This is a genomic window from Actinocorallia lasiicapitis (assembly GCF_054778695.1).
Map to the genome: position 1 here is coordinate 1 of NZ_BAAGZI010000078.1, position 19,749 is coordinate 19,749.

A 19,749-nucleotide genomic window follows, 5' to 3' on the forward strand; every position below is an offset into this window, starting at 1 on the left:
CCGGTGCGGGACGGCGCGGCGGTCCCGGCGCGGGCACAGCGGGCGGTGTCGCCGCTGACCCCGCGCGAGCTGGAGATCTCGCGGCTGGTGGCGCGCGGCCTGTCGAACCGGGCGATCGCCGCGGAGCTGGTGATCAGTCAGGCGACGGCGGCGCGGCATGTGTCGAACATCCTCGGCAAGCTCGGTCTGACGGGCCGCGCGCAGATCGCGGCACGGCTCGAGCAGCGCGGCTGAGCGCCTACATAGGTGGCTACCGATCTCATCTACATATGCCGCTACGCATATCTCCCGATGTGCCGTGGCGGCCTCGGATGGCAGATTCGACGGTATGAACCTTCCTCCAGCCGACGACCGGCCCGCCCTGATCGACATGGAGGCCGGAGTGAGCCTGTCGCGCCGCCGGCTGGCGGCGGAGATCACCGGGGTGGCGACGGGGTTGCGGGCGCGCGGGATGCGTCCCGGGCATGTGGTGGCGGTGCTGGCCGACACGATCTCAGCGCACACCCTTTCGGTGCAGACGGTGCTGGCGGCGGGCGCGGTGGCCGCGCCGTGCACGGTGCCCGACACGGCGGGCGAGCTCGCCGACCGGTTGACCGAGCTGGACGCCCGGATGGTGTTCACGACCCCGAAGCTGGCGGAGCTGGCGGTGGAGGCCGCGGAGGCGTCACGGGTCCGTCAGGTGGTGTCGTTCGGTGAGGCCGAGGGCACCGTCGACTTCGGTTCGCTGCACTCGCGCGGCCCGGTGGTGCTGCCCGGCCCTTCGCCGCTACGGGACGCGCTGGTGCTGCCGGACGGCCGGCGCCTGAACCACGCCGACCTGTTCACGATGATGAACCGGATGGACGAGCCGCTGCGCCTGGAACCGGCGGACGTCGTGCTCGTCGGCTGGTGCCCCGACTCCTCCCCCGAGCTGTCGGCGCTCGCGGCGCTGGTGCTGGTGCGGGGCGCGCTGCTGGTGGCGGGCGGGCTGCACGACGCGCGGCTCGTCACGGTGGTGGCCGAGCCCGGCCGTCTCCCGGCCCGCGTCTGACGCGCTACAGCAGGACGACGTTGGCGGCCTCGGTACCCGTCGTCGACTCACGGATGTCGTAGCGGACGCGCTGCCCGACCTCCAGCCGTTCCACACCGGGTTCGGTGATGGCCGCGCTGTCCACGTGGACCTCCCGGCCGCCTTTCTCCGGCGCGATCCGTCCGGCTCCGTTGTCGAAAGCCACCACGGTCCCGTCGACCGTTGCCATCGCTGCCTCACACCTGTTCCGCACCGGTGACTCCGATGACCGAGAGCCATCCTGAGCCGCTACGGCGGCTCTGTACAGCGCGCTCAGATCACGATCACCGCTTCGGGCGGGGATTCCGGTCACAGCCGGGGCGGGCGGCCCTCGTAGGGGGTGCTGAGGACGACGGTGGTGCGGGTGTTGACGTTGGCGGCCGAGCGGATCTCCTTGAGGAGGGTCTCCAGGTCGCTGGGGGTCGCCACCCGGACTTTGAGGATGTAGTTCTCCTCGCCGGCGACGGAGTGACAGGCCTCGATGGCGTCGAGGTGGGCGAGGCGTTCGGGGGCGTCGTCGGGGGCCGCCGGGTCGATCGGCTTGATCGAGATGAACGCGGTGAGGGACAGGCCGATCTCCTCGGGGTCGAGCTGGGCGCTGAACCCCTTGATCGCCCCGCGTTTCTCCAGGCGCCGGACGCGCTGGTGTACCGCCGAGACCGAGAGGCCGGTCTCCTTGGCCAGGTCGGTGAAGCTCATGCGGCCGTCGCGGGCGAGCAGGAGCAGAATCTGCCGGTCGGTGTCCTCCACGAGGGGAAATCTACCGTCCCCGTGCGGTTCGGGGGGAACCGGCCACCGGTCCGCAGCTCGCGCGGACCACCAGCTCGGTCGGCAGGACCACCGGACGGCCCTGTGCGCGGCCCGGGGAGCGCAGCAGCAGCTCGCAGGCCCGGTACCCCATGTCGCGGGCGGGGCGGGACACGACGGTGAGGGGCGGGTCGCACAGTTCCGACCAGGGGACGTCGTCGACGACGGCGATGGAGACGTCGGCGGGGATCCGCAGGTCGAGCTCGCGGGCGGCCAGGACGGCGGCTTCGCCGAGCTGGTGGCTGGCCGCGACGACCGCGGTGAGGTCGGGACGGCGCATGAACAGGCTGGCGGCTGCGGCGTAGGCGCTGTCGGCGGTGGGCCTGGCCCGCACGACGAGGTCCTCGTCTACCGGGACGCCCAGATCGACCAGGGTGGCCCGGAAGACCTCCTCGTGCTCCCTGCGGGTGCTGGATTCGGCGGCCCGCCCGCCGAGGAACGCGATCCGCCGGTGGCCGAGGCCCGCCAGGTACTCCACGACCGACCGCACTCCCCCGGCCTCGTCGGCCAGGACGGTCGCGGTGCCGGGCATCTCCTCGACGGTCCGCCCGGCGAACACCAGGCCGAGGCCGAGGCTCGCCACCGAACGCCAGGTCTCGGGGCGGCCGCGGACGGGCATCGCGATGATCCCGTCGACGCGCTGTTCGGCGAACCGTTCGACGATCTCGGCTTCGAGGGCGGGGTCGTCGCCGGAGACGTCGAGGAGGATCTGGCCGCGCTGGGTGCGGGCGGCGGCCAGGACGCCGTCGGTGAACTCGGCGCAGAACGGGTCGGCGATGTCGGGGATGATCAGGCCGATCACGCCGGTCCGCTGGGTCTTGAGGCTGCGGCCGAGGGCGCTGGGCCGGTAGTCGAGGCTCTTGGCGGCGGCCAGGACCTTCTCCTTGGTGGCGGCGCTGACCGAGCCGGTGCCCGACAGCACGCGGGACACGGTCGCGACGCCCACTCCCGCGGCGGCCGCCACGTCCTTGATCGTCACGCTGGCCACGCGTCCGCCTCTCCCTGAACTCCGATGACCGGGCATCCTCGCACGTGGATCCTGTTTGGAAACGTTTCCATTCTACGTGATCCACACCAAGCCGCGACAGGTCTACACCAGTTTTCTCTCGACAAGACGAAGCCCCAGCCTGCAGACTTACCCACAGAGGGTTCGAACCGGTCTTGACAGACCATAGGATCCGTTAAGTAAGTTTCTTGGAAACGTATTCATTCCCGAGGGGGGTCCGCGATGGCAGCGATCACGCTGAGCGGCATCGACAAGATCTACGCCGGCGGCAGCAAGGCCGTCGACAACCTGAACCTGGAGGTCAGGGACGGCGAGTTCATGGTGCTCGTCGGGCCCTCCGGTTGCGGCAAGTCGACCGCGCTGCGCATGATCGCCGGCCTGGAGGACATCTCCGGCGGCACCCTGTCCATCGGCGACCGGGTCGTGAACGACCTCGCGCCGAAGGACCGCGACATCGCGATGGTGTTCCAGAACTACGCGCTGTACCCGCACATGACGGTCGAGCAGAACCTGGCGTTCGGCCTCCAGCTGCGCGGCACCCCGAAGGACGAGATCAAGAAGCGCGTCGCCGAGGCGTCGAAGATGCTCGGTCTCGACCCGTACCTCAAGCGCAAGCCGGCCGCCCTGTCCGGTGGCCAGCGCCAGCGTGTGGCGATGGGCCGCGCGATCGTCCGCGAGCCGCAGGCGTTCCTGATGGACGAGCCGCTGTCGAACCTGGACGCCAAGCTCCGCGTCTCGATGCGCGCTTCGCTGTCGCAGCTCCACGAGCGGCTCGGCGTCACCACGATCTACGTCACGCACGACCAGGTCGAGGCGATGACCCTGGGCGACCGGGTCGCGGTGCTGCGCGACGGCAAGCTCCAGCAGGTCGACACCCCGCAGCGGCTGTTCGACTACCCGGTGAACCTGTTCGTCGCGGGCTTCATCGGCTCGCCGTCGATGAACTTCGCGGACGCGCTGCTCGTCCGGGACGCCTCGGGCGCGTTCGTCGAGTTCGCGGGCCTGCGCCTGCCGGTCCCGGCCGACATCTTCGCGGCCAAGCCCGACCTGGAGAGCTATGTCGGGAAGAAGCTGATCCTCGGCATCCGCCCGTCGGACTTCGAGGACTCGGCGCACGCCAAGCCGGACTGGTCGCTGATCAACGTCAAGGCGAACGTCACCGAGGAGCTGGGCTCCGAGATCAACGTGATCTTCGCGATCGACGCTCCGCCGGTCGAGCACAAGGACACCGCCGACCTGGCCAGCGACGCGACCGACGGCGAGGAGCAGGACGCCGCCACGCTGCCGCTGCTGGACAACAAGGCGCTGTGGACCGCCCGCGTCAACGCCCGCAGCCGGGTCCGTCCGGGCCAGGAGCTGGAGCTGGGCATCGACACCCACCGCCTGCACTTCTTCGACAACAACACCGGCCTGGCCATCGGCCACCCGGACGCCGCCGCCGCAGCCGAACGCATCGGCCTCAGCAAGTAACTTCCCGGCCCTTCCCGGCCACCACCAGGCCTCTGTTCCCCCATCGGGGGTGGGAACAGGGGCCTGTCCGCGTCCCCGCCCCTCACGGCCGTGCCGGGGCGAGCATGGAGCGGGTGCCCTCTTCGACGATCCCGCGCACGCGGCGCGGGCCTGAACGGCTTGGGCGACCTCGCGTCTGAAGCTGCTGGACGGAGCGTGCAGGGCTTCTCGGAAATCCGTCAGCACTGCGACGCGCGCTCACTTGCCTGGACAGCACCGACCCCCACGGGGGCGGAGCTGAACGCCACCATGCCGACGACCCGAGTTCGACGCGGCCGTGATCGTCTTCAACGACATCGCACGTCAGCACCTGGCAGGCCATCGCGACGAACGCTGGGTCATCTGGCGCGTTGAAGAGGCCCTGATCAGGACCGAATACCCATCAAAGATCATCGACCCGCCGCTCGGAGGGTTCTGCCCGAATCGGCGCCAAATAGCCTTGCGTGTCTCTAGGCTCTTCGACGTGGGTGCGATTCTCGACAATGCGGACAAGATTGCCTCGGTGGTGGGCGGAGTCCTTGCGCTGGTGGTTTTCCTCAGGGAATCCCGCATCGCGGGTCGGCCGATCTTCATGTCCGCCTGCGGCCTTGCCGGACTGGGACCACTGATCGCCGCGGTATGGATGGTGCCCGTCCGAATCCCGTTGATCGTGGCGGGTACCGCCCTCGAGTTCCTTGCCGCCGTCGCGTTCGCCCGGCATGTGATCCGGCGCCGACGTGACCGGGCGCGCCTGCCCGAGGAGATCAGGTTGTTCCTGGAAAGGCTCCGGAGCACGGCCGAAGAGGGACGATACGAGTTCGGAAGCCTTGTTGCTGCACCGCTGGAGCGCGTCTATGTGGAGCAGCGCGCCCTCGGGGGCGGGCCTGTGGAACAGCATGCCGCTGAGAGTGGGGTGCAGCCCCATGAGACGCCCGCCCTCACCGTCCGCGATCTTCTCTCCCGCCATCGGCATATCGTTCTCGAGGCTCCTGCCGGCGGTGGGAAGACCTCTGTTCTGGGAAAGATCGTCGCAGACTGCGCTGAATGGTGGCTCACGGAGCGTTCTCGAGCCCATGCCCCGCTCGGAGGCGGACTGGCCGTCCGGATCAGGGCGACCTCGCTGCTCGGTGCGGAGCTCTCGGTCGCACTCGGAGCTGCCTTCGGCACAGACGGCGACCTTTTCTCGCGTTCTCCGCTGCCTGGCCACCACTGGTTCGTCCTGGTGGACGGCCTCGACGAGATCGTCGATGTGAAAGAACGGCTGCAGGTCCTCCGGAAACTGATGACGATCATGCGGCAGGATGAGAGTCCGGTCCGGCTAATGATCAGCACTCGTCCGCTGACTAGCGAAGAGAACGCCGAGCTCGCCGCAGCCGGGGCAGTCTGCTTCCGGCTCCAGCCGTTCGACAAGGCCAGTCTGGACGCCTTCGTGACACGCTGGTTCGACGTCAGACGGCACGGCAACATGACCGTCCAGGAGCTAACGCTCGGCTTCTCGACCGAGGTAAAGCGTGCCGGAATCACGGAGATAGTCCGTATACCTCTTCTCGCAACCATGGCGATCATGATCTTCGAGAAGCGTGTCGGGCGGAACCCGACGTTGCCGTCCTCCCGCAGCGAACTGTACGGCGAGTTCATCAACCTCCTCGGCGAAGGCAGACCTGCTGTCTCCAATGGTCCGAGCGCGGAGATCACCAAATGGCTCGTAGAGTGGTCACCCCGATTGTTGGCGGTCGCGGCCCGCGCCGCCGTCGAGGGGCGGGCGGACACGCTACTCAGCGAGGTCGAGAACGAAATCCGGCGCGAGAGGCCCGGCATCCTGCCGTCCCAGTGGATCGGTGCGCTTCCGGGTGTTCTCATGAGCACTGGCATGTTCAACTCAACGTCGATCGGCGAGGGGATCGACTTTCTCCATCGGAGCATCGCCGAATATTTGATCGCCGCGGAGCAACCGTTCCTGGAGGGACGGTGGAGAGCGGAGGTGAGGGATCCGATCCGTCGCAGCCTCGCCCTCTTTACCCTCGCACGCTCAGCGATGAACGTCGATGCCGTGGTGGATCGACTCCTGACTACTGACGGGCCGATCGGGCCGGGCCATGTCCTCGTCGATGGAATGCAGGTCTGTTCGGAGCTCAGAGCACAGATCATCGAGGAGCTCTTCACTCTGCTGCCAGCCGAGCCCACGACCATGGGTGAATGCTTGGAGCTACTCATGGGCCTGCCCGACCCCTTCGTAAGGGAACACTTGGAGGACCTCGCCCGCGACAACACCTTTGACGCTTGGATTCGCGCGTCGATCGCCGATTCCCTAGCGGAGACCGATCGAGAGAGCGGCCTTCCGACTACCGTCATCACCGAGCTCGAACTGAACCACCCGCGCGCCGCCTACTTCCTGATCCTTCGACTCCTCGGCCGCGGCGATCCCCGCGTATCGGGGAGACTCGACCACGATCCCGCGAACTTCAGCGAGGATCTGCCAGCCTTCGCCATCCCGCTGATTGTTCGCGCCGCGGAGGACCCACTGCAAGTCGTCACCGTCCGACGCGGGGCTGCGGCGACGTTGCTGGCACAGGGCCATACCGAGGGATTCACCGTCCTCAACGGGCTGGCTCAAGACCCCGACTCCACCGATTCCGACCGTCTCGCCGCTGCGCTCTTGCTCATCAGGTTCTCTGCATCACCTGATGCAGCACCCGACGCATATCGAGTCCTCGGCGAGCTGATCGCCGGGAGCGAGCTTCGACCAGAGGAGACCGTGGAGGCAGCGGCAGCACTGGCGCCGAACAACGATTCGCGAGCGGCCGAGACCCTGGAACGCCTGATCCGGGCACATGCTCCAGATACTCATAGAGCGCAAGGGCGAGGTCGGGGGTGGCGAACATGGGTACGCGCGATCCAAGCACCCGCTCTGGCGCCTGCGGCCAGGCCCTCTCCAGCGCGCTCCGACCTGGACGAACTGCTCTGCGAAGCCGCCGCGACGCTGCTCGACGAGGGAGCACTGCTTATGGAGGCAACGGCCCTGCCTCCGCGCAGACAGGCGCCCCGCCATTCGGACGTCCCCAATGAGCGTTTGCTAGCGGCTGCGTTCGAGGCGTTGTCAAGGTTCCCGTCAGCGGCTAGACGTCTGTTCGCTCTGGGCGGGATCGCCGGAAGTGAGGCGGCGATCTTCGCACTTGGGGCCGATGCGCTACGCCCCCTACTTGACGCCGCTGATCTCAGCCCTGCCGAGAAGATGAGGGTCGCCGGATATCTCATTGTGCTCGGGGATGATCCGAGCCCGCTGGTCGCTGCGCTGCACGGACATTGGGGGCGGGCACATCGCCGTCCTGCTGCCGGGCATCTCATGCTCGTCGCAAACCACCTGACTGAGGCCCAGCTCGCCGATCTCGTGTATTCGGGAGTCCTCCCTCCCCAAGCCGTGAAATCCGTGATTCACATCCTCTCCGGCCGCAGCGGCCTGTCAGCGGCCGCAGTCCTCTGCGACCTGGCCACTGCAGACGTGCTGGAATCGGCGGTGCGGTCGCTGGCGGCGGATCGTGCCTTCGCACTGTTGACCGGAACACCTGATCTAGACCTCTTGCGCCGATTGGCCGCACCCCCGCAGACCCCATGGCGGATCTCCACCCTTAAGCTTCTCGCGCGTCTCGTGCCGAGCGAGGAAGCCGGCCCGTTCGCGTCGAGAGCCGACTTCACGTTGGAGGAGCGGACTGCAGTGGTCCTCCGCCTCCTACGCCGGGAAAATCTGCCACAGGAATACCTCGCGACCACGATTCGCCAATTCGGCGTGGCCCTCGAGCAAGTGCTGTTCACCGAGATGAATCACCGACGCCTTTCCCCTACGCTCCTGCGAGTCCTCCTCGAGCCGGGCGTGAGCACAGATAACCTTCGCAACGGCGTGGCCCTTGCCCTGGCCCGGGTAAGCGACGACCGCGAAGAAGTCGTCAGGCTCGCCCTGGACGACACCCTGCACGGAACGGTCCGTGACGTCGCTCTCCAGAACCTGCTCCGACCCCATTGGCGCGCCCGCAATCTCCACCGCCTAGTGGTGGGTGACGCACTTGCTGCCGCAGACCGGCGGAGCCTGCTCGCCTGGCTCCTCACAGAGGACGATAGGCACGCAGGCACGGCAGAACGCCTCTGCAGCGACGATCTCGCTCCGGATGACCGCTTGGCTCTCGCTGCCCATCTAGCCCAAGCCGGCCACCCATCCACGCTGTCGAACCTTGCTCTCGACCCGAGCACCTCGCCTGAGATCGCGACGGCCGCGCTCCGCCTGCTCCGTTCGCATTCTGAAATTCCGCAGGGCGCACTTGCACAGACCGTCCGCAACTGGCTCGCCACTGACGCGCCCCGTCGGGAGATCCTCACGGAACTCTGCCCTGACCGCGAATGCCTCAGTCTCATCGCGCTTATGGACGAACAACCTCTCCACGTGCGCTACGCCGCAACCGCGCTCCTGTTCGACCACGATGCCGCTTGGGCCACCACGGTCCTCGACAGCCTGCCTGCCAACCCAAAACATCAGGCCTGGATCGAAGAGGCATTCGATTTCCTCCCCGATCCCACTTCCGCCCGCCATACCTACCGCACAGCACTCTCCAGTACCTCCGGCTCACGATCCCCGGCCGCGTCGACGGCCGGCTCGGCAACGTCACCCCCGAACTCGGCGACCCCGCGTACCCCGCGACCACGAACACAACCGGCGCCGCCCACCCCCAACGGCAGCCACGCATCACCGCGCCCCCCATGACCACATCCCATACCCGTGGTCACCAACGGAGACCCAGACTAGGAATCCCTCACGAAAAGTTGCAATGGCAATCCGGACAGCCGCGCCGAGGGAGCGATCCCGTAGACATGGACCGAGAATTCAGGGAATCCGGTGGGCATTAGCGATGACGGCTTGCTTAGCGACCCGGGCAATAGGTCCGAGAACCTCCCAGTAGTCGCATCGAACGAGGGCCTGGGCTAGGAGCCTTCCTCGCGAATCAGGCGGCTGAGTGCCTGCCGCCGTCGCCTCCGCCAGCGATCTCCAGGCCAATCCCTGGAGATAGGGATCGGTGATGGAGCGGGCGACCACCTCGGCACGATCAAGATCGCCGACTACCGCCGCCGCCTCCGCCGCCGCCAGCAGCGCCCGCTCCCTGCCGCGGAGCTCAGGAGCAGAGCGGGCGACGGTCTCCGCTTCGGAAAGCAGTTCCCTGGCCCGCGCGACCTCCCCGGTACGCGCCATCGCCGCCGCCAAGGAGCTCAATACCGCGACCCGAACTTCAGGAACAGTGGCCGAACCAGCGATCACTTCAGCACGATCGACCTGGCCGTCCCCCACAAGGGCATCTATGAGCTCGCTCAACGACCGCCCTTGCAGGTCAGCGTCATTAATAGAGCGGGCGATCGCCTCGGCATGATCAAAGTCACCAAGCGCCGCAGCCGCGGCCGCCGTCGCCTTCAAGGCCGACTCCCGGTGACCGAACAGGTTGGCAGCAGTGGCACGAGCAATGGTTTCGGCTTCAGCCAGCAGTTCACGAGCACGGTCGAGTTCCCCTACCCTCGCCATCGCCTTCACCAAAAAACTCAACGCCGCTACCCGATCTTCGGGATCGGCCATTGAACCTGCGATCGCTTCAGCACAACTGATTTGGTCGTCCTCAGCAAGGGCGAACACCAGCTCCCTCAACGCCCACCCCAGAACGTCAGGGTCGGTGATGGAGTGGGCGATCGCCTCTGCATGATCGAAATCCCCGACCGCCGCCACCGCCTCGACCAACGATGCCCATCCGAACGCCTGGTCATCGGTGCTGGTAATCGCTCGGGCGAGACCTTCGGCCACACGGAGCAGTCTTCGTGCCCGATCGCGGCCTTCTGAATACGCCAACCGCTTCGCCAACAAGATCAATACAGGTCCTAGGACCTCAGGAGCGGGGACGGTTCGGGCGACTTCTTCGGCTCGGTCACTGTCCTCAAGATCCAGCACCACCTCGACCAGGGCCCACAGTGCCGCCACCTGGTCGCTGCGATCGGGGATCGTACGTGCAGCGGCCTCGGCTTGCTCAGCGAGTCCTCGAGCCCGATCGATGTCCCCGAACTCCGCAAGGATGCTCGCCAAGGCGCCCAGCGCCGCAGTCCGTTCTTCAGGGATCGCGATGGAGCGCGCCCGTGATTCGGCGCGCTCGTGGTCCCCTGCATTCGCCAGAACCTCGACAAGCGACTCCATCCTCAGTGCCCGAGCGCGAGGAGAGGTGATGTTACTGAGGCTGATCCAAGTCTGTTCTACAACGTCGCAGGCCCTGTCGATATCTCCGCTTTCCAGTATTGCTTCGGCCAGCGCGGTAAACGCCTCCGCCCGATCGTGAGATTCAGTGATGGTTCGCGCGAGGCCCTCTGCACAATCGATGTTCGGAATCTTCAGCAGGGCATCGACCAACAGCACGAGCGCCCATGATTGATCTTTCGGCACTGAGATCGTGCGGATGATCGCTTCAGCCCGGCCGGGATCTCCGGCCTTCACGATCGCCAAAGCGAGCGAGGTCAGAGCAAACGCCTGTTCGTCGGGCTCGTTGATCATTTGTGCCATGGCCTCAGCACGAGCGATGTCTCCAACACCCACCAGAACCGTTGCCACCGATGCCAAGACCTGCGCCCGCTCGCCGGGCCTGGGCATGTCGGCAGCGATAGTTTCTGCTTGCTCAACAAACTCGAGAGCACGGTCGTGTTCGCCGGCCTTCGCCATGACCGCCGCCAAGGCGACCAACGCCGAAGCCCGGTCGTAAGCCAGGGGGAGCCGACTGACGATGCTGCCACCCTGTTCGGCCAGCTCGCGAGCCCGGCCATACTCACCGGCATCCGCTAGCGTTCCCGCCAGCGAGGTCAGTTCCGCTGCCTGCCCGCCGAAATCGAGGATCGTACGAGCGACCGTCCCGGCTTGGTGAGCCAGGCCACGAGCACGGTCGAGGTCCCTGTCCGCCATCACCCCGGCCAACGCGGTCAGCGCCGACGCCCGAGCATCGGGTCTGTCGATGGAGTGGGCGATCTCTTCTGCACGGTCGACACCATCGATCTCCAGCACCGCCAGCATCAGCTGGATCAGGACTGCCGCTCGGCTGTCTGAATCAGGGATGGTTTCGGCGATGGTCTGGGCCTGAGTGGCCAGGCCTCGAGCACGTTCAACGTCATCTGTCTCTGCCATCACATTGGCGAGCGAGATCAGGGTCTCCGCCCGGTCGCCGGGTGGGGCGACGGAGTGGGCGAGTGCTTCAGCGCGGTTGGGATTGCCGAGCAGCACCCAGGCGCGCAGCAGAGCCCTGGAGACATTGCTGTTGCGCTGGACGATCTTCTGACGAGTGATGGCGACGGCGAGCGCCGCCGTGAGATCCGGTTCGGCCTGCTGACACCACAGGTCCTGAATGGCGGCGATGTCGGCGAGTGCTTGAGCGTCGCCACCGCTCAGGTCGAGCATCCGGTCCGCCCGGTCGAGATCTGCAGCGCACGCCGTCATTCGCCGCAGATCTTCGGTGGAGGCCAGCAGCCGGTAGTAGCCGCGCAGCAGGTACTCCGGGGTATCGGCCGGCCAGCCCCTGCCGCTGTAGCTGTCGCACCAGCGGTGCAGGCGTTCGCGGACGCTCGCGAGGGTCCGGGCGCCCAGGTACTTCTCCGCGTGAATCTGGAGTTCCTCATGGGCCAGGACGAACAGCCTGCGGTCGGTCTCGGGCCGCCAGCGTCCCGTCCTGCCGGTGAACGTCCGTCCTGAGGGCCGCGACAGGACCTTCTCCACCGTCCGCAACGGTGCGGACGTCAGCTCGGCGAGGTCCTCGGCGCTCAAGCCGCCGCGGGCCGCTGTGACCAGACAGAGGATCTCGTTCGCGATCCCGGTGTCCTCCAGCAGGTGGTCCAACTCCCGCATGACGATGTCCCTGATCACTCTCGCCTTGTCCGATGCGGCGAGGCGCCGGACGATGTCCGGGGAGCGCAGGGCGTGGTGGGCCGGGACGTCGGACGGGATCGGCGGGTTCGGCCGTCCCGCCACCACCACCCGTACGCCTGGCGGCGGGTTGGACGGCAGCAGCGCGGCGATGCTGTGCCCATGGGTTCCCTCACCGATCCCAGTGTCCTCGTCCAGGCCGTCCACCAGCAGGACCAGCCGCTCCCCCGCCCGGGAACAGACCTCGGCGGCCTCATGCAGCAGCTGCCCAAACCGCGACTGGCTAGTCGCCTCCGAAAGCGGCTGCAGCTCCGGCCGGCCGGTGATCTCCGCCAACTGCTGCTGCACGATCTCCAGAAAGGCCGTGCGGTCGGAGTTGCTCGCGAACCGGGAGGTGATGAAGAACGACACCACCCGCACGCCCACCGGCGGATGAAGAACGAACCACGACATCAACGCCGATTTACCCGCCCAGGCATCCGCCCGCCACCACAGGTATCTCGGCAGCACATCATCGTCAGCGAGACAGAACTCCGTGAGCTCCGCCAGCTCGGCCTCCCGGCCGATCAGCAGATCCGGGACGATCCTCGCCACCTGGTGAAGGTAGAACGACCGGGCGGGAACCGCGGGAGGGGCGAGATACACATCGCCCTCGTGATGGCCGGAGTTGCTGTATCCACCGGTACTGGTCGCTGCGCCCGTACGGGCGACGGTGGCGTGTCGAGTCACCGAATCGCGCGCTCTGACCCTCGTCTCACGATCCATCAGTCGAGCTGAACACCGGTGTTGGCGTTCCCACCGTCAGAGGCTTCCGCGACCCCGGTCCGCTCCACCGCTACTTGATCCGGCAGCGATCCCGCCCACCCCCGCAACCCGGTGTTCGCCGAACCCCCGGAACCCGACGTCGCCTTCCCCGTGCCCGACACGACCACAGAAGCCCCACCCGTGCCGCCCGCCGGCGGCAGAGTCCGCGAAGCCGCGTACCGAAGCCAACCGGCCGCAAGCAGCGACCCGACAGCACCCGAGAACCACAGCACCTGCACCCACCAGGGCCCCTCCACCCGGTTCGTGGCCACACCCCCAGCGACCGTCGCCACCCCGGTCCCCAAGGCGATCAGCCGCCCACGCCACGCAAAAGCCATAAAAAGAAGAAATCACTTCGCACGCCCACCCCGCCACCCAGCCAGCCAGAAATCCCGCTTTGATCTCACCCCGCTCCAAACGACTCCCGCACTCAGCGTGAGCATGAGAGCAAGCCACCACACCTATCGATGACGAGGACAGGCCCTTCCGCGTCTCCGCCGAGCGGCATCACCTACACCTTGTTGAGTTGAAAGCCCAGATCGACGTGCCGGTAGCCGGGCACGGTGACGGTGTTGAGGCGGAGTTTGGGATACGCCCCGCGAAGCTGCTTGGCTGTGAAGCCAGTGCCGATGCCGCGAGGTTTGCACGGGTGGGCGCACCGTTGGTGGCGACTCCGACCTTGCGGGAGATGAAGATCTTAACCGTGGTCTCGATCTTCTTGGCACGGTTGGCCTCCGCGATACTCATCCCGATCTTCAGCTCAGCGGCAAGAGCGGGACCTGCTCTGCGTTCAGGGCGGTTGGCCGGTGGGGTTCGGGTGCGTGCAACGTCGGGGTCGGTCGGTGTCGTCTGTAGGTGACCTGGCTGAGGAGTGGTATGCGGAAGATCTGGTTGGCTGTGGTGTTGATCGTGGTGGTCTCGGGGTGCTCGGGCGGTGGGGATCGGCGGGGGGACGCAGTCGGGCCTGCGGAAGCGGATCGGGAGATTCCGGCGTCGCCGTTGGGTCTTCGGACAGGGGAGGTCGTCGCCTGGACCGGCACTGAGATGGTCGTGTGGGGAGGGGCCGGGTGGCAGGGCTTCAGGGCGGGGCGGCCGATGGCGGATGGGGCGGCCTATGCTCCGGGAACGGACGTTTGGCGACCGATCGCGGCTGGGCCGCTGTCGGCGCGCAAGGGCGCCGTGTCGGTGTGGACGGGGGGTCGGCTGCTGGTGTGGGGCGGGTCCGATGTGAGGGGCCGTTGGCTGACCGACGGGGCTGCCTACAATCCTGAGGCCGACGCGTGGGAGGCGTTGCCCGCCGGTCCGAAGTGGCCGTTCAAGTATGCGTTCGGCGGGCCGGTGGCGGTGTGGACAGGCTCGGAGCTGGTGGTCTGGGGAGGCAGCGACCCGAACGAATGGCAATCGCGGAAGACGAGCGGGCTCGCCTACAACCCGCAGAGGAGAACCTGGCGGAAGCTGCCGGCCGTCCAGCTCAAAGGATTCCACCGCTCTTTCGCTATCTGGGACGGTGACCGCCTGATCGTCATCACCGAGCCGCACAACGAGCGCGTCGCCTACGACCCCGCCGCGGACACCTGGTCGCGGCTGCCCGCCTTTCCGATGAGCACGGGCCGCACCAACGACATGGCCTGGACGGGAAGCCGGCTGTTCCTCGTCGGCAACGCCAAGGATTCACGGGGCGGGCAGGTGATGTTCGGTGGCACCGCCCGGGGCCCGTGGACATCCCTGCCCGATGTCCCGCAGGGCCTCGTCAGCCCCCTGATCCGTGCCGGTGACATGGTCCTCAGCTGGGGCGGTCGTCCGAAACAAGGAGGGTTCGCCTTCCTCGAACGGGAGAACCGCTGGGTGAACCTCCCGCCGCACGCGGGCGTCCCACGCTCCGGCGGCACCCGCCTATGGACGGGCAAGCAGCTCCTGGTCTGGGGCGGTTTCAAAGAATGCGAAGACACGGGCATCGCCGACTGCGACGTCCCCCCACTCAACAGCGGCCTCGTCCTGAACCCGTCAGCCGCCCTGGCCGAGGCGTCGCAAGCCCCGGGAACGCCGTAGGACGCCAGGTATCGGCGGTGGTGGGACTGGTGGGGGCTTCGTGGCGCTCTTGGGTGCGGTCGGGTGAGGCCAACTGTGAGATCGAGCGCAACTTGCCTTCGGTACACGCCCGCGATCTGAGCACCCAGACGCCTCGGCAACCTCTCGGACAGGTCAGCGGTCTCGTCCCGATTTGCCGGAAGTTCGCTGCGCCGGCCGGCAGCGCGACCAGCAGCATGGTCTGCGGGCATTCGGGGTTGGCCAGTGGTTTGGGGAAGCCCTGGGCGGGTTGCGGCGCGTGGGTGGCGGCTGCCGTCGCGCTGGTGTGTCGTGGTCTCGGCTGTGCGTGGGTCGGCTCGAGCCGTGGGGTGGCCGGGCGGATGCCAGTTGAAGTAGTCGGCTCGGTTGAGGAGATAGCGCTGTTCGATCTGGTTGCCGGTCAGGGAATCCGCGAGGTCTCGGGGCCCGCAGGCCGCCTCCGAGGTACCGGCGAGCATTCACCAACCGCAAGGAAAACGAGATTCCGGAGACTTACGAGCGGAGCACTGCCCTGAAGGCCCTGGACCGCCTGGTCGGCACCTGGACGATCACCGGCGGCGCCGAGGGAAGCGTCCAATAGGAGTGGATGCCCGGCGGCTTCTTCCTGCTCCATCACGTCGACCTCAGCCAGTTCGGCAACCCGTCACCAGCCTGGAAGTGATCGGCAATCTGCGCCCGTTCGGTGAGCCGGCCGGCGCGGACGTGGTGTCGCGCTTCTACGACTCGACCGGCAACACCCTTGACTACGTGTACGAGCCGGCTGGCGACAAGCTGACCATTTGGGGCGGCGTGAAGGGCAGTCCCGCCTACTACGAAGGGACGTTCAGCGCCGACGGCACCACCGTCACCGGCGCATGGATCTGCGGATACGTCTCCACCATGACCAGGATCTGACAGCGCCGCGATCCGGGCGAGGCCGCGGCACCTGGCCTGGTCAACCGCTCATGCACGTGACGATGACGTGTCATCACGTACATGAGCGGTGAACGATCATGGTCGGCCTCGGGATTTCCGCACGGCACCCGGTACCGATCAAGAGGCGCGGTTCACGGCTGGATGAGGCCGCCTTGGTAGGCGCGAACGAGTCGGCGGGGGACGTGGTGGGTGGTGCCGTCGATCTCGATCGGGACGAGGTCGGGGCGGGGCGCCTTCCACTGGGCGCGGCGGGTCCGGGTGCGTGAGCGTGAGGTGCGGCGTTTGGGGACGGCCATGGCGGGCTCCTTACCAGCTGGACTTGGTGATGCCGGGCAGTTCGCCGCGGTGGGCCATCTCCCGGAAGCGGATCCGGGAGATCCCGAACTTGCGCAGGTGCCCGCGGGGCCTGCCGTCGACCGTGTCGCGGTTGCGGACCCTGGTCGCGCTCGCGTCGCGGGGCTGGCGGCCCAACTCCCGGACGGCGGCAGTCCGGAGGGACTCGGCGGTGCGGGGACTGCGGATCAGCCGTTTCAGCTCCGCGCGGCGGACGGCGTACCGGTCGACCAGGAGCCGGCGCCGCTCGTTCGCGACGATCTTGCTCTTCTTCGCCATCAGATCTTCTCTCCTCGGGCTCGGATGCGGGCGACGGCGGCCTCGATGCCGATCGTGTCGATCGTCCTGATGCCGCGCGCCGACAGCCGCAGCCGCACGTGCCGCCGCTCGCTCGGCAGCCAGTACCGCTTGGTCTGGACGTTGGGGTTGAACCGGCGGTTGGTGCGCCGGTGGGAGTGGGAGACCTTCTTGCCGAACCGGGGCTTCGCGCCGGTCAGCAGGCAGCGGGCGGTCACGGCCTGGTCCCGTAGCGGCGCTGGAACTTCTCGATCCGGCCTGCGACGTCCACGGTGCGGGACCGGCCTGTGTAGAAGGGATGGGACGCGCAGGAGACGTCGACGTCGATGACGGGGTAGGTGTTGCCGTCCGTCCACTCGATCGTCCTGTCGCTGGTGGCGGTCGAGCGGGTGAGGAAGGCGAAGTCCGCGCCCGTGTCGCGGAACACGACCGGCAGGTAGGCGGGATGGATGCCGGGTTTCATGGTCAGCGGTCCTCTCGGTAGAGCACGTGGCGGCGGACGACCGGGTCGTACTTGCGCAGGGCCAGGCGGTCCGGGGTGTTGCGGCGGTTCTTGTGGGTCACGTAGGTGTGGCCCGTCCCCGCCGTCGACCGCAGTTTGATCAGCGGCCGGGCGTCGTTGCGTGCCATGGGTTCTCTCCTTCGTACGGCTGTGCCATCATAATGAAAACGGTTATCGTTTCAACTTGGAGGCTGGAGTGACCGTACCCGTTGTGCTCGTCGCCGGAGTGCACGGCCCCGCCCGTACCGCGGTCGTGGACCGGCTGCTGCGCGAGAACCCGGACGCCGCAGCGATCCACCACGACCTGCGGAACGCCGAGTCCGGCACCGTCGTACGGACCGTCCGCGATACGGGCGGCCTGCGGGAGCGGACCGAGATCCGGCTGGACCACGCGTGCATCACCTGCGCGACGCGCGAGGATCTGCTGCCGCAACTGCTGACCTGGGCGCGCCTGGCCCCGGTCCTGGTCGTCGAGCTGTGGGACAGCGTCGAACCCCGGACCGTCGCGGAAGCCCTCGACCAGGTGGACCTGCGCGACGTCCTGCGGCTGACGGCGGTCCTGACCGCGCTGGACGCCGAGCACCTGCCCGTCGACATCTGCCGGGGCGAACGCCTGCGCGACGTCGCCAAGTCCAGCGCCGCCGGGGACGAACGGTTCCTGGCCGAGGTCCTGGCCCGTCAGATCGAGTACGCCACCGCGCTGGTGCTCCCCGAACTGATGCCCGCCCCGCTACCGGGCCTGGATCCCGAGGACCTGGCCCTGTGCCGCGACGTCCTGTCGCACCTGGCCCCCACGATCCCGGTCATCGGCCCCGGCCAGATGCTGCCCTCCGTCCTCGGGCCCGGCCTGTGCGCCGGTGAACTCGCGGCCCGGGTCGACCCCGCCACCGCCCGGCTCCCCTGCGAGGCCCACACCCCCGCCGCCGACACCGTCGTCTGGCACCGCACCGGCCCCCTGCATCCCGAACGGTTCTTCGACGCCGCCGACGCGCTCGCCACCGAATCCGTCCGCAGCCGTGGCCGGTTCTGGCTCGCCAACCGCCCCGACCGGATGATCGCCTGGGACGCCGTCGCCGGAATCATCGAAATACAGGACGCCGGCCCCTGGCTCGCGACCCTCCCCGACGCGGACTGGAACGGACTCCCACCCGAACGCCGCGTCGTCGCCGAACTCGACTGGACCCCCGAGCACGGCGACCGCGTCCAGCACCTCGTCTTCACCGGCCCGAACCTCGACCGCACCCACATCCACACCCTCCTGGACGCCTGCCTCCTGACTCCCGGAGAACCAGCGACCCCGGCCTCCGACCCCTTCGCCCCGCTCCTCGACCCCCAGAAGACCGCATGACCGGCCCGACCGACAGCGCACTTCTCCTGGTGGCGGCTCAGGGAAGGTGGGGCCCGACCTGGTCGGCGACGTCCGTGGACTGGCGTAGTCCGGCGCTGTACGCCTCGGCCCACCGGTTCCGGTCGGTGATGTCGGGCCCGAAGGCGTCCAGCGCGGCTTCGTCCGGCTTGATCCTCAGAGCGCCGGTGACCGCCGGGGCGGGGAACAGGTGGGCGAGCGGTTCGATGACGACGAGCGTGCCCGCTCCCTCGGCGAGGTGGGCGTTAGAGCCCCCGCCGAACGCACCGTCGATATGGTGACGGCCGTCGATCGTGATCGGCGCGACCGCTCCGGGCGCGGCGCTACTGGCGGCGACCGCGATATGCAGTGGGACGCCGCTATCGCGATCCCAGACCACCGGTTCGCCTATAGTCACGTCCACCCCAGTGATCAAAAGGGGTATCCGGGGCCAGGCGCCGGCACCGATCAGACGTCGCACGTCGGCCAGGTGCCGCTCCGCCGGCGGCGCGTCGGCGTTGCGGGCCAGCACACCGGCCTGCCGCAGGGCAGCGCGCCGGTCCGCACCGGGCGCGCCGAGCACTTCGAAGACGCGCGGCATCACGGACGGATCCCCGACGGGGCCTCCGGACGGCGCGGGCGGCAGGTCCGCGAATTCGCTGAGATCACGTCCCGTGGCCAGAGCCGCAGCGGCGATCGCACCCGCGGAAGTCCCGACAAGCAGATCCGCCCGCCCCAGATCCACTCCCCCACCGCGCAGCCCGGCCGCAAGGCCGAGAAGCCACGCCGTACCGACCGGACCACCGGAACCGAGAACCACGGCAACATCAGACACGCCAGCTGTGAAGACCATGCCCTGATGCTAGAAACCCCCCGCAGCCGGGCACCATCGGACCTTGAACCTAAGACCATCGACCGAGCTGCAGTCGCCCGTGGACGTCACGGGCCATGGCGATCGACGGACGGTGATCTCTACGAGGTTGCAGAGGCTGTCGGGCCCGTCGGCGGCCACGGGGGCGTGGAATCCGGCGACAGCGGCCACCTGAGCCCCGCACGAGACTGTCGTCCTGGCCGCACAGAGGTGATGCAGCACCAGAACTCCAGCCCCGCTGGCCATGGCCGAACCTGCTCCCGTTCCCGGGGGTCAGACATCCCTGGAGGTTGGATGTCAAGCGGTGAGGTCGTAGCCGTGGTGGGACCAGGCGGTCGCCTGGTCGTA

Annotated in this window: 17 protein-coding genes; 7 read left to right on the forward strand and 10 right to left on the reverse strand. The window is 67.9% G+C overall.

Annotated features, from left to right (window positions below; all coding sequences use genetic code 11):
* Both ACYVE7_RS11985 and ACYVE7_RS11990 read left to right on the forward strand, forming a co-directional pair.
* On the forward strand, positions 1 to 234 hold a 234-nt coding region (locus tag ACYVE7_RS11985), incomplete at its 5' end, for a response regulator transcription factor (protein WP_460364701.1).
* 94 nt (positions 235 to 328) lie between these two features.
* Positions 329 to 1,030, forward strand: coding sequence for an AMP-binding protein (locus ACYVE7_RS11990; protein WP_460364702.1), 702 nt, complete (start codon positions 329 to 331; stop codon positions 1,028 to 1,030).
* Between the two features lie 4 nt (positions 1,031 to 1,034).
* On the opposite strand, the gene ACYVE7_RS11995 is transcribed toward ACYVE7_RS11990, so the two are convergent.
* The 3 genes from ACYVE7_RS11995 to ACYVE7_RS12005 form a co-directional block, all read right to left on the reverse strand.
* Entirely contained in the window at positions 1,035 to 1,238 is a 204-nt protein-coding gene (locus ACYVE7_RS11995; RefSeq protein WP_460364703.1) for a cold shock domain-containing protein, read from the reverse strand.
* 119 nt (positions 1,239 to 1,357) lie between these two features.
* A complete protein-coding gene (locus ACYVE7_RS12000) occupies positions 1,358 to 1,798 on the reverse strand; it encodes an Lrp/AsnC family transcriptional regulator (RefSeq protein WP_460364704.1) in 441 nt (146 codons plus the stop codon).
* 10 nt (positions 1,799 to 1,808) lie between these two features.
* Positions 1,809 to 2,843 carry a LacI family DNA-binding transcriptional regulator gene (locus tag ACYVE7_RS12005; protein ID WP_460364705.1) on the reverse strand — a complete coding sequence of 345 codons (1,035 nt, stop codon included), beginning with the start codon at positions 2,841 to 2,843 and terminating at the stop codon, positions 1,809 to 1,811.
* A gap of 240 nt (positions 2,844 to 3,083) precedes the next feature.
* Here ACYVE7_RS12005 and ACYVE7_RS12010 point away from each other — a divergent pair, with 240 nt between their 5' ends.
* Both ACYVE7_RS12010 and ACYVE7_RS12015 read left to right on the forward strand, forming a co-directional pair.
* On the forward strand, positions 3,084 to 4,331 hold the full coding sequence (locus tag ACYVE7_RS12010; RefSeq protein WP_460364706.1) for an ABC transporter ATP-binding protein: 1,248 nt from the start codon (positions 3,084 to 3,086) through the stop codon (positions 4,329 to 4,331).
* Between the two features lie 316 nt (positions 4,332 to 4,647).
* Entirely contained in the window at positions 4,648 to 9,099 is a 4,452-nt protein-coding gene (locus tag ACYVE7_RS12015; RefSeq protein WP_460364707.1) for an NACHT domain-containing protein, read from the forward strand.
* 120 nt (positions 9,100 to 9,219) lie between these two features.
* On the opposite strand, the gene ACYVE7_RS12020 is transcribed toward ACYVE7_RS12015, so the two are convergent.
* A complete protein-coding gene (locus ACYVE7_RS12020; protein ID WP_460364708.1) occupies positions 9,220 to 12,861 on the reverse strand; it encodes a hypothetical protein in 3,642 nt (1,213 codons plus the stop codon).
* A gap of 1,086 nt (positions 12,862 to 13,947) precedes the next feature.
* Here ACYVE7_RS12020 and ACYVE7_RS12025 point away from each other — a divergent pair.
* Positions 13,948 to 15,120 carry a Kelch repeat-containing protein gene (locus ACYVE7_RS12025; protein WP_460364709.1) on the forward strand — a complete coding sequence of 391 codons (1,173 nt, stop codon included), beginning with the start codon at positions 13,948 to 13,950 and terminating at the stop codon, positions 15,118 to 15,120.
* Between the two features lie 675 nt (positions 15,121 to 15,795).
* Positions 15,796 to 16,032 carry a hypothetical protein gene (locus tag ACYVE7_RS12030; protein ID WP_460364710.1) on the forward strand — a complete coding sequence of 79 codons (237 nt, stop codon included), beginning with the start codon at positions 15,796 to 15,798 and terminating at the stop codon, positions 16,030 to 16,032.
* Between the two features lie 152 nt (positions 16,033 to 16,184).
* Here ACYVE7_RS12030 and rpmF read toward each other — a convergent pair whose 3' ends face one another.
* The 5 genes from rpmF to rpmG are packed head-to-tail and all read right to left on the reverse strand — an operon-like array spanning position 16,185 to position 17,313.
* On the reverse strand, positions 16,185 to 16,349 hold the full coding sequence (gene rpmF / locus ACYVE7_RS12035; RefSeq protein ID WP_460364711.1) for a 50S ribosomal protein L32: 165 nt from the start codon (positions 16,347 to 16,349) through the stop codon (positions 16,185 to 16,187).
* 10 nt (positions 16,350 to 16,359) lie between these two features.
* Positions 16,360 to 16,665 carry a 30S ribosomal protein S14 gene (rpsN, locus tag ACYVE7_RS12040; protein WP_460364712.1) on the reverse strand — a complete coding sequence of 102 codons (306 nt, stop codon included), beginning with the start codon at positions 16,663 to 16,665 and terminating at the stop codon, positions 16,360 to 16,362.
* Positions 16,665 to 16,901, reverse strand: a complete 237-nt coding sequence (gene rpmB / locus ACYVE7_RS12045; RefSeq protein WP_460364713.1) for a 50S ribosomal protein L28 — start codon at positions 16,899 to 16,901, stop codon at positions 16,665 to 16,667. The genes rpsN and rpmB overlap by 1 nt, the downstream gene beginning before the upstream one ends.
* Positions 16,898 to 17,146 carry a type B 50S ribosomal protein L31 gene (locus ACYVE7_RS12050; RefSeq protein WP_460364714.1) on the reverse strand — a complete coding sequence of 83 codons (249 nt, stop codon included), beginning with the start codon at positions 17,144 to 17,146 and terminating at the stop codon, positions 16,898 to 16,900. Before ACYVE7_RS12050 ends, rpmB begins: the two co-directional genes overlap by 4 nt.
* Positions 17,147 to 17,148: 2 nt before the next feature.
* Positions 17,149 to 17,313 carry a 50S ribosomal protein L33 gene (gene rpmG / locus ACYVE7_RS12055; protein ID WP_460364715.1) on the reverse strand — a complete coding sequence of 55 codons (165 nt, stop codon included), beginning with the start codon at positions 17,311 to 17,313 and terminating at the stop codon, positions 17,149 to 17,151.
* Positions 17,314 to 17,381: 68 nt separating this feature from the next.
* Between rpmG and ACYVE7_RS12060 the strand changes: the two genes are divergently transcribed.
* The gene (locus ACYVE7_RS12060) at positions 17,382 to 18,533 is read left to right on the forward strand and encodes a CobW family GTP-binding protein (RefSeq protein ID WP_460364716.1); all 1,152 of its coding nucleotides are present in this window, start codon (positions 17,382 to 17,384) and stop codon (positions 18,531 to 18,533) included.
* Between the two features lie 37 nt (positions 18,534 to 18,570).
* On the opposite strand, the gene ACYVE7_RS12065 is transcribed toward ACYVE7_RS12060, so the two are convergent.
* Positions 18,571 to 19,383 (reverse strand): patatin-like phospholipase family protein, encoded by an 813-nt coding sequence (locus ACYVE7_RS12065; protein ID WP_460364717.1) that lies wholly within the window; start codon positions 19,381 to 19,383, stop codon positions 18,571 to 18,573.
* Between the last annotated feature and the right edge of the window lie 366 nt (positions 19,384 to 19,749).

What these genes read in the sequence shown, in the direction of transcription:
- ACYVE7_RS11990 (WP_460364702.1), top strand. Translation starts at nt 329, where the DNA reads ATGAACCTTCCTCCAGCCGACGACCGGCCCGCCCTGATCGACATGGAG.
- ACYVE7_RS11995 (WP_460364703.1), bottom strand. Translation starts at nt 1,238, where the DNA reads ATGGCAACGGTCGACGGGACCGTGGTGGCTTTCGACAACGGAGCCGGA.
- ACYVE7_RS12010 (WP_460364706.1), top strand. Translation starts at nt 3,084, where the DNA reads ATGGCAGCGATCACGCTGAGCGGCATCGACAAGATCTACGCCGGCGGC.
- ACYVE7_RS12025 (WP_460364709.1), top strand. Translation starts at nt 13,948, where the DNA reads ATGCGGAAGATCTGGTTGGCTGTGGTGTTGATCGTGGTGGTCTCGGGG.
- rpmF (WP_460364711.1), bottom strand. Translation starts at nt 16,349, where the DNA reads ATGGCCGTCCCCAAACGCCGCACCTCACGCTCACGCACCCGGACCCGC.
- rpsN (WP_460364712.1), bottom strand. Translation starts at nt 16,665, where the DNA reads ATGGCGAAGAAGAGCAAGATCGTCGCGAACGAGCGGCGCCGGCTCCTG.
- ACYVE7_RS12050 (WP_460364714.1), bottom strand. Translation starts at nt 17,146, where the DNA reads ATGAAACCCGGCATCCATCCCGCCTACCTGCCGGTCGTGTTCCGCGAC.
- rpmG (WP_460364715.1), bottom strand. Translation starts at nt 17,313, where the DNA reads ATGGCACGCAACGACGCCCGGCCGCTGATCAAACTGCGGTCGACGGCG.
- ACYVE7_RS12065 (WP_460364717.1), bottom strand. Translation starts at nt 19,383, where the DNA reads ATGGTCTTCACAGCTGGCGTGTCTGATGTTGCCGTGGTTCTCGGTTCC.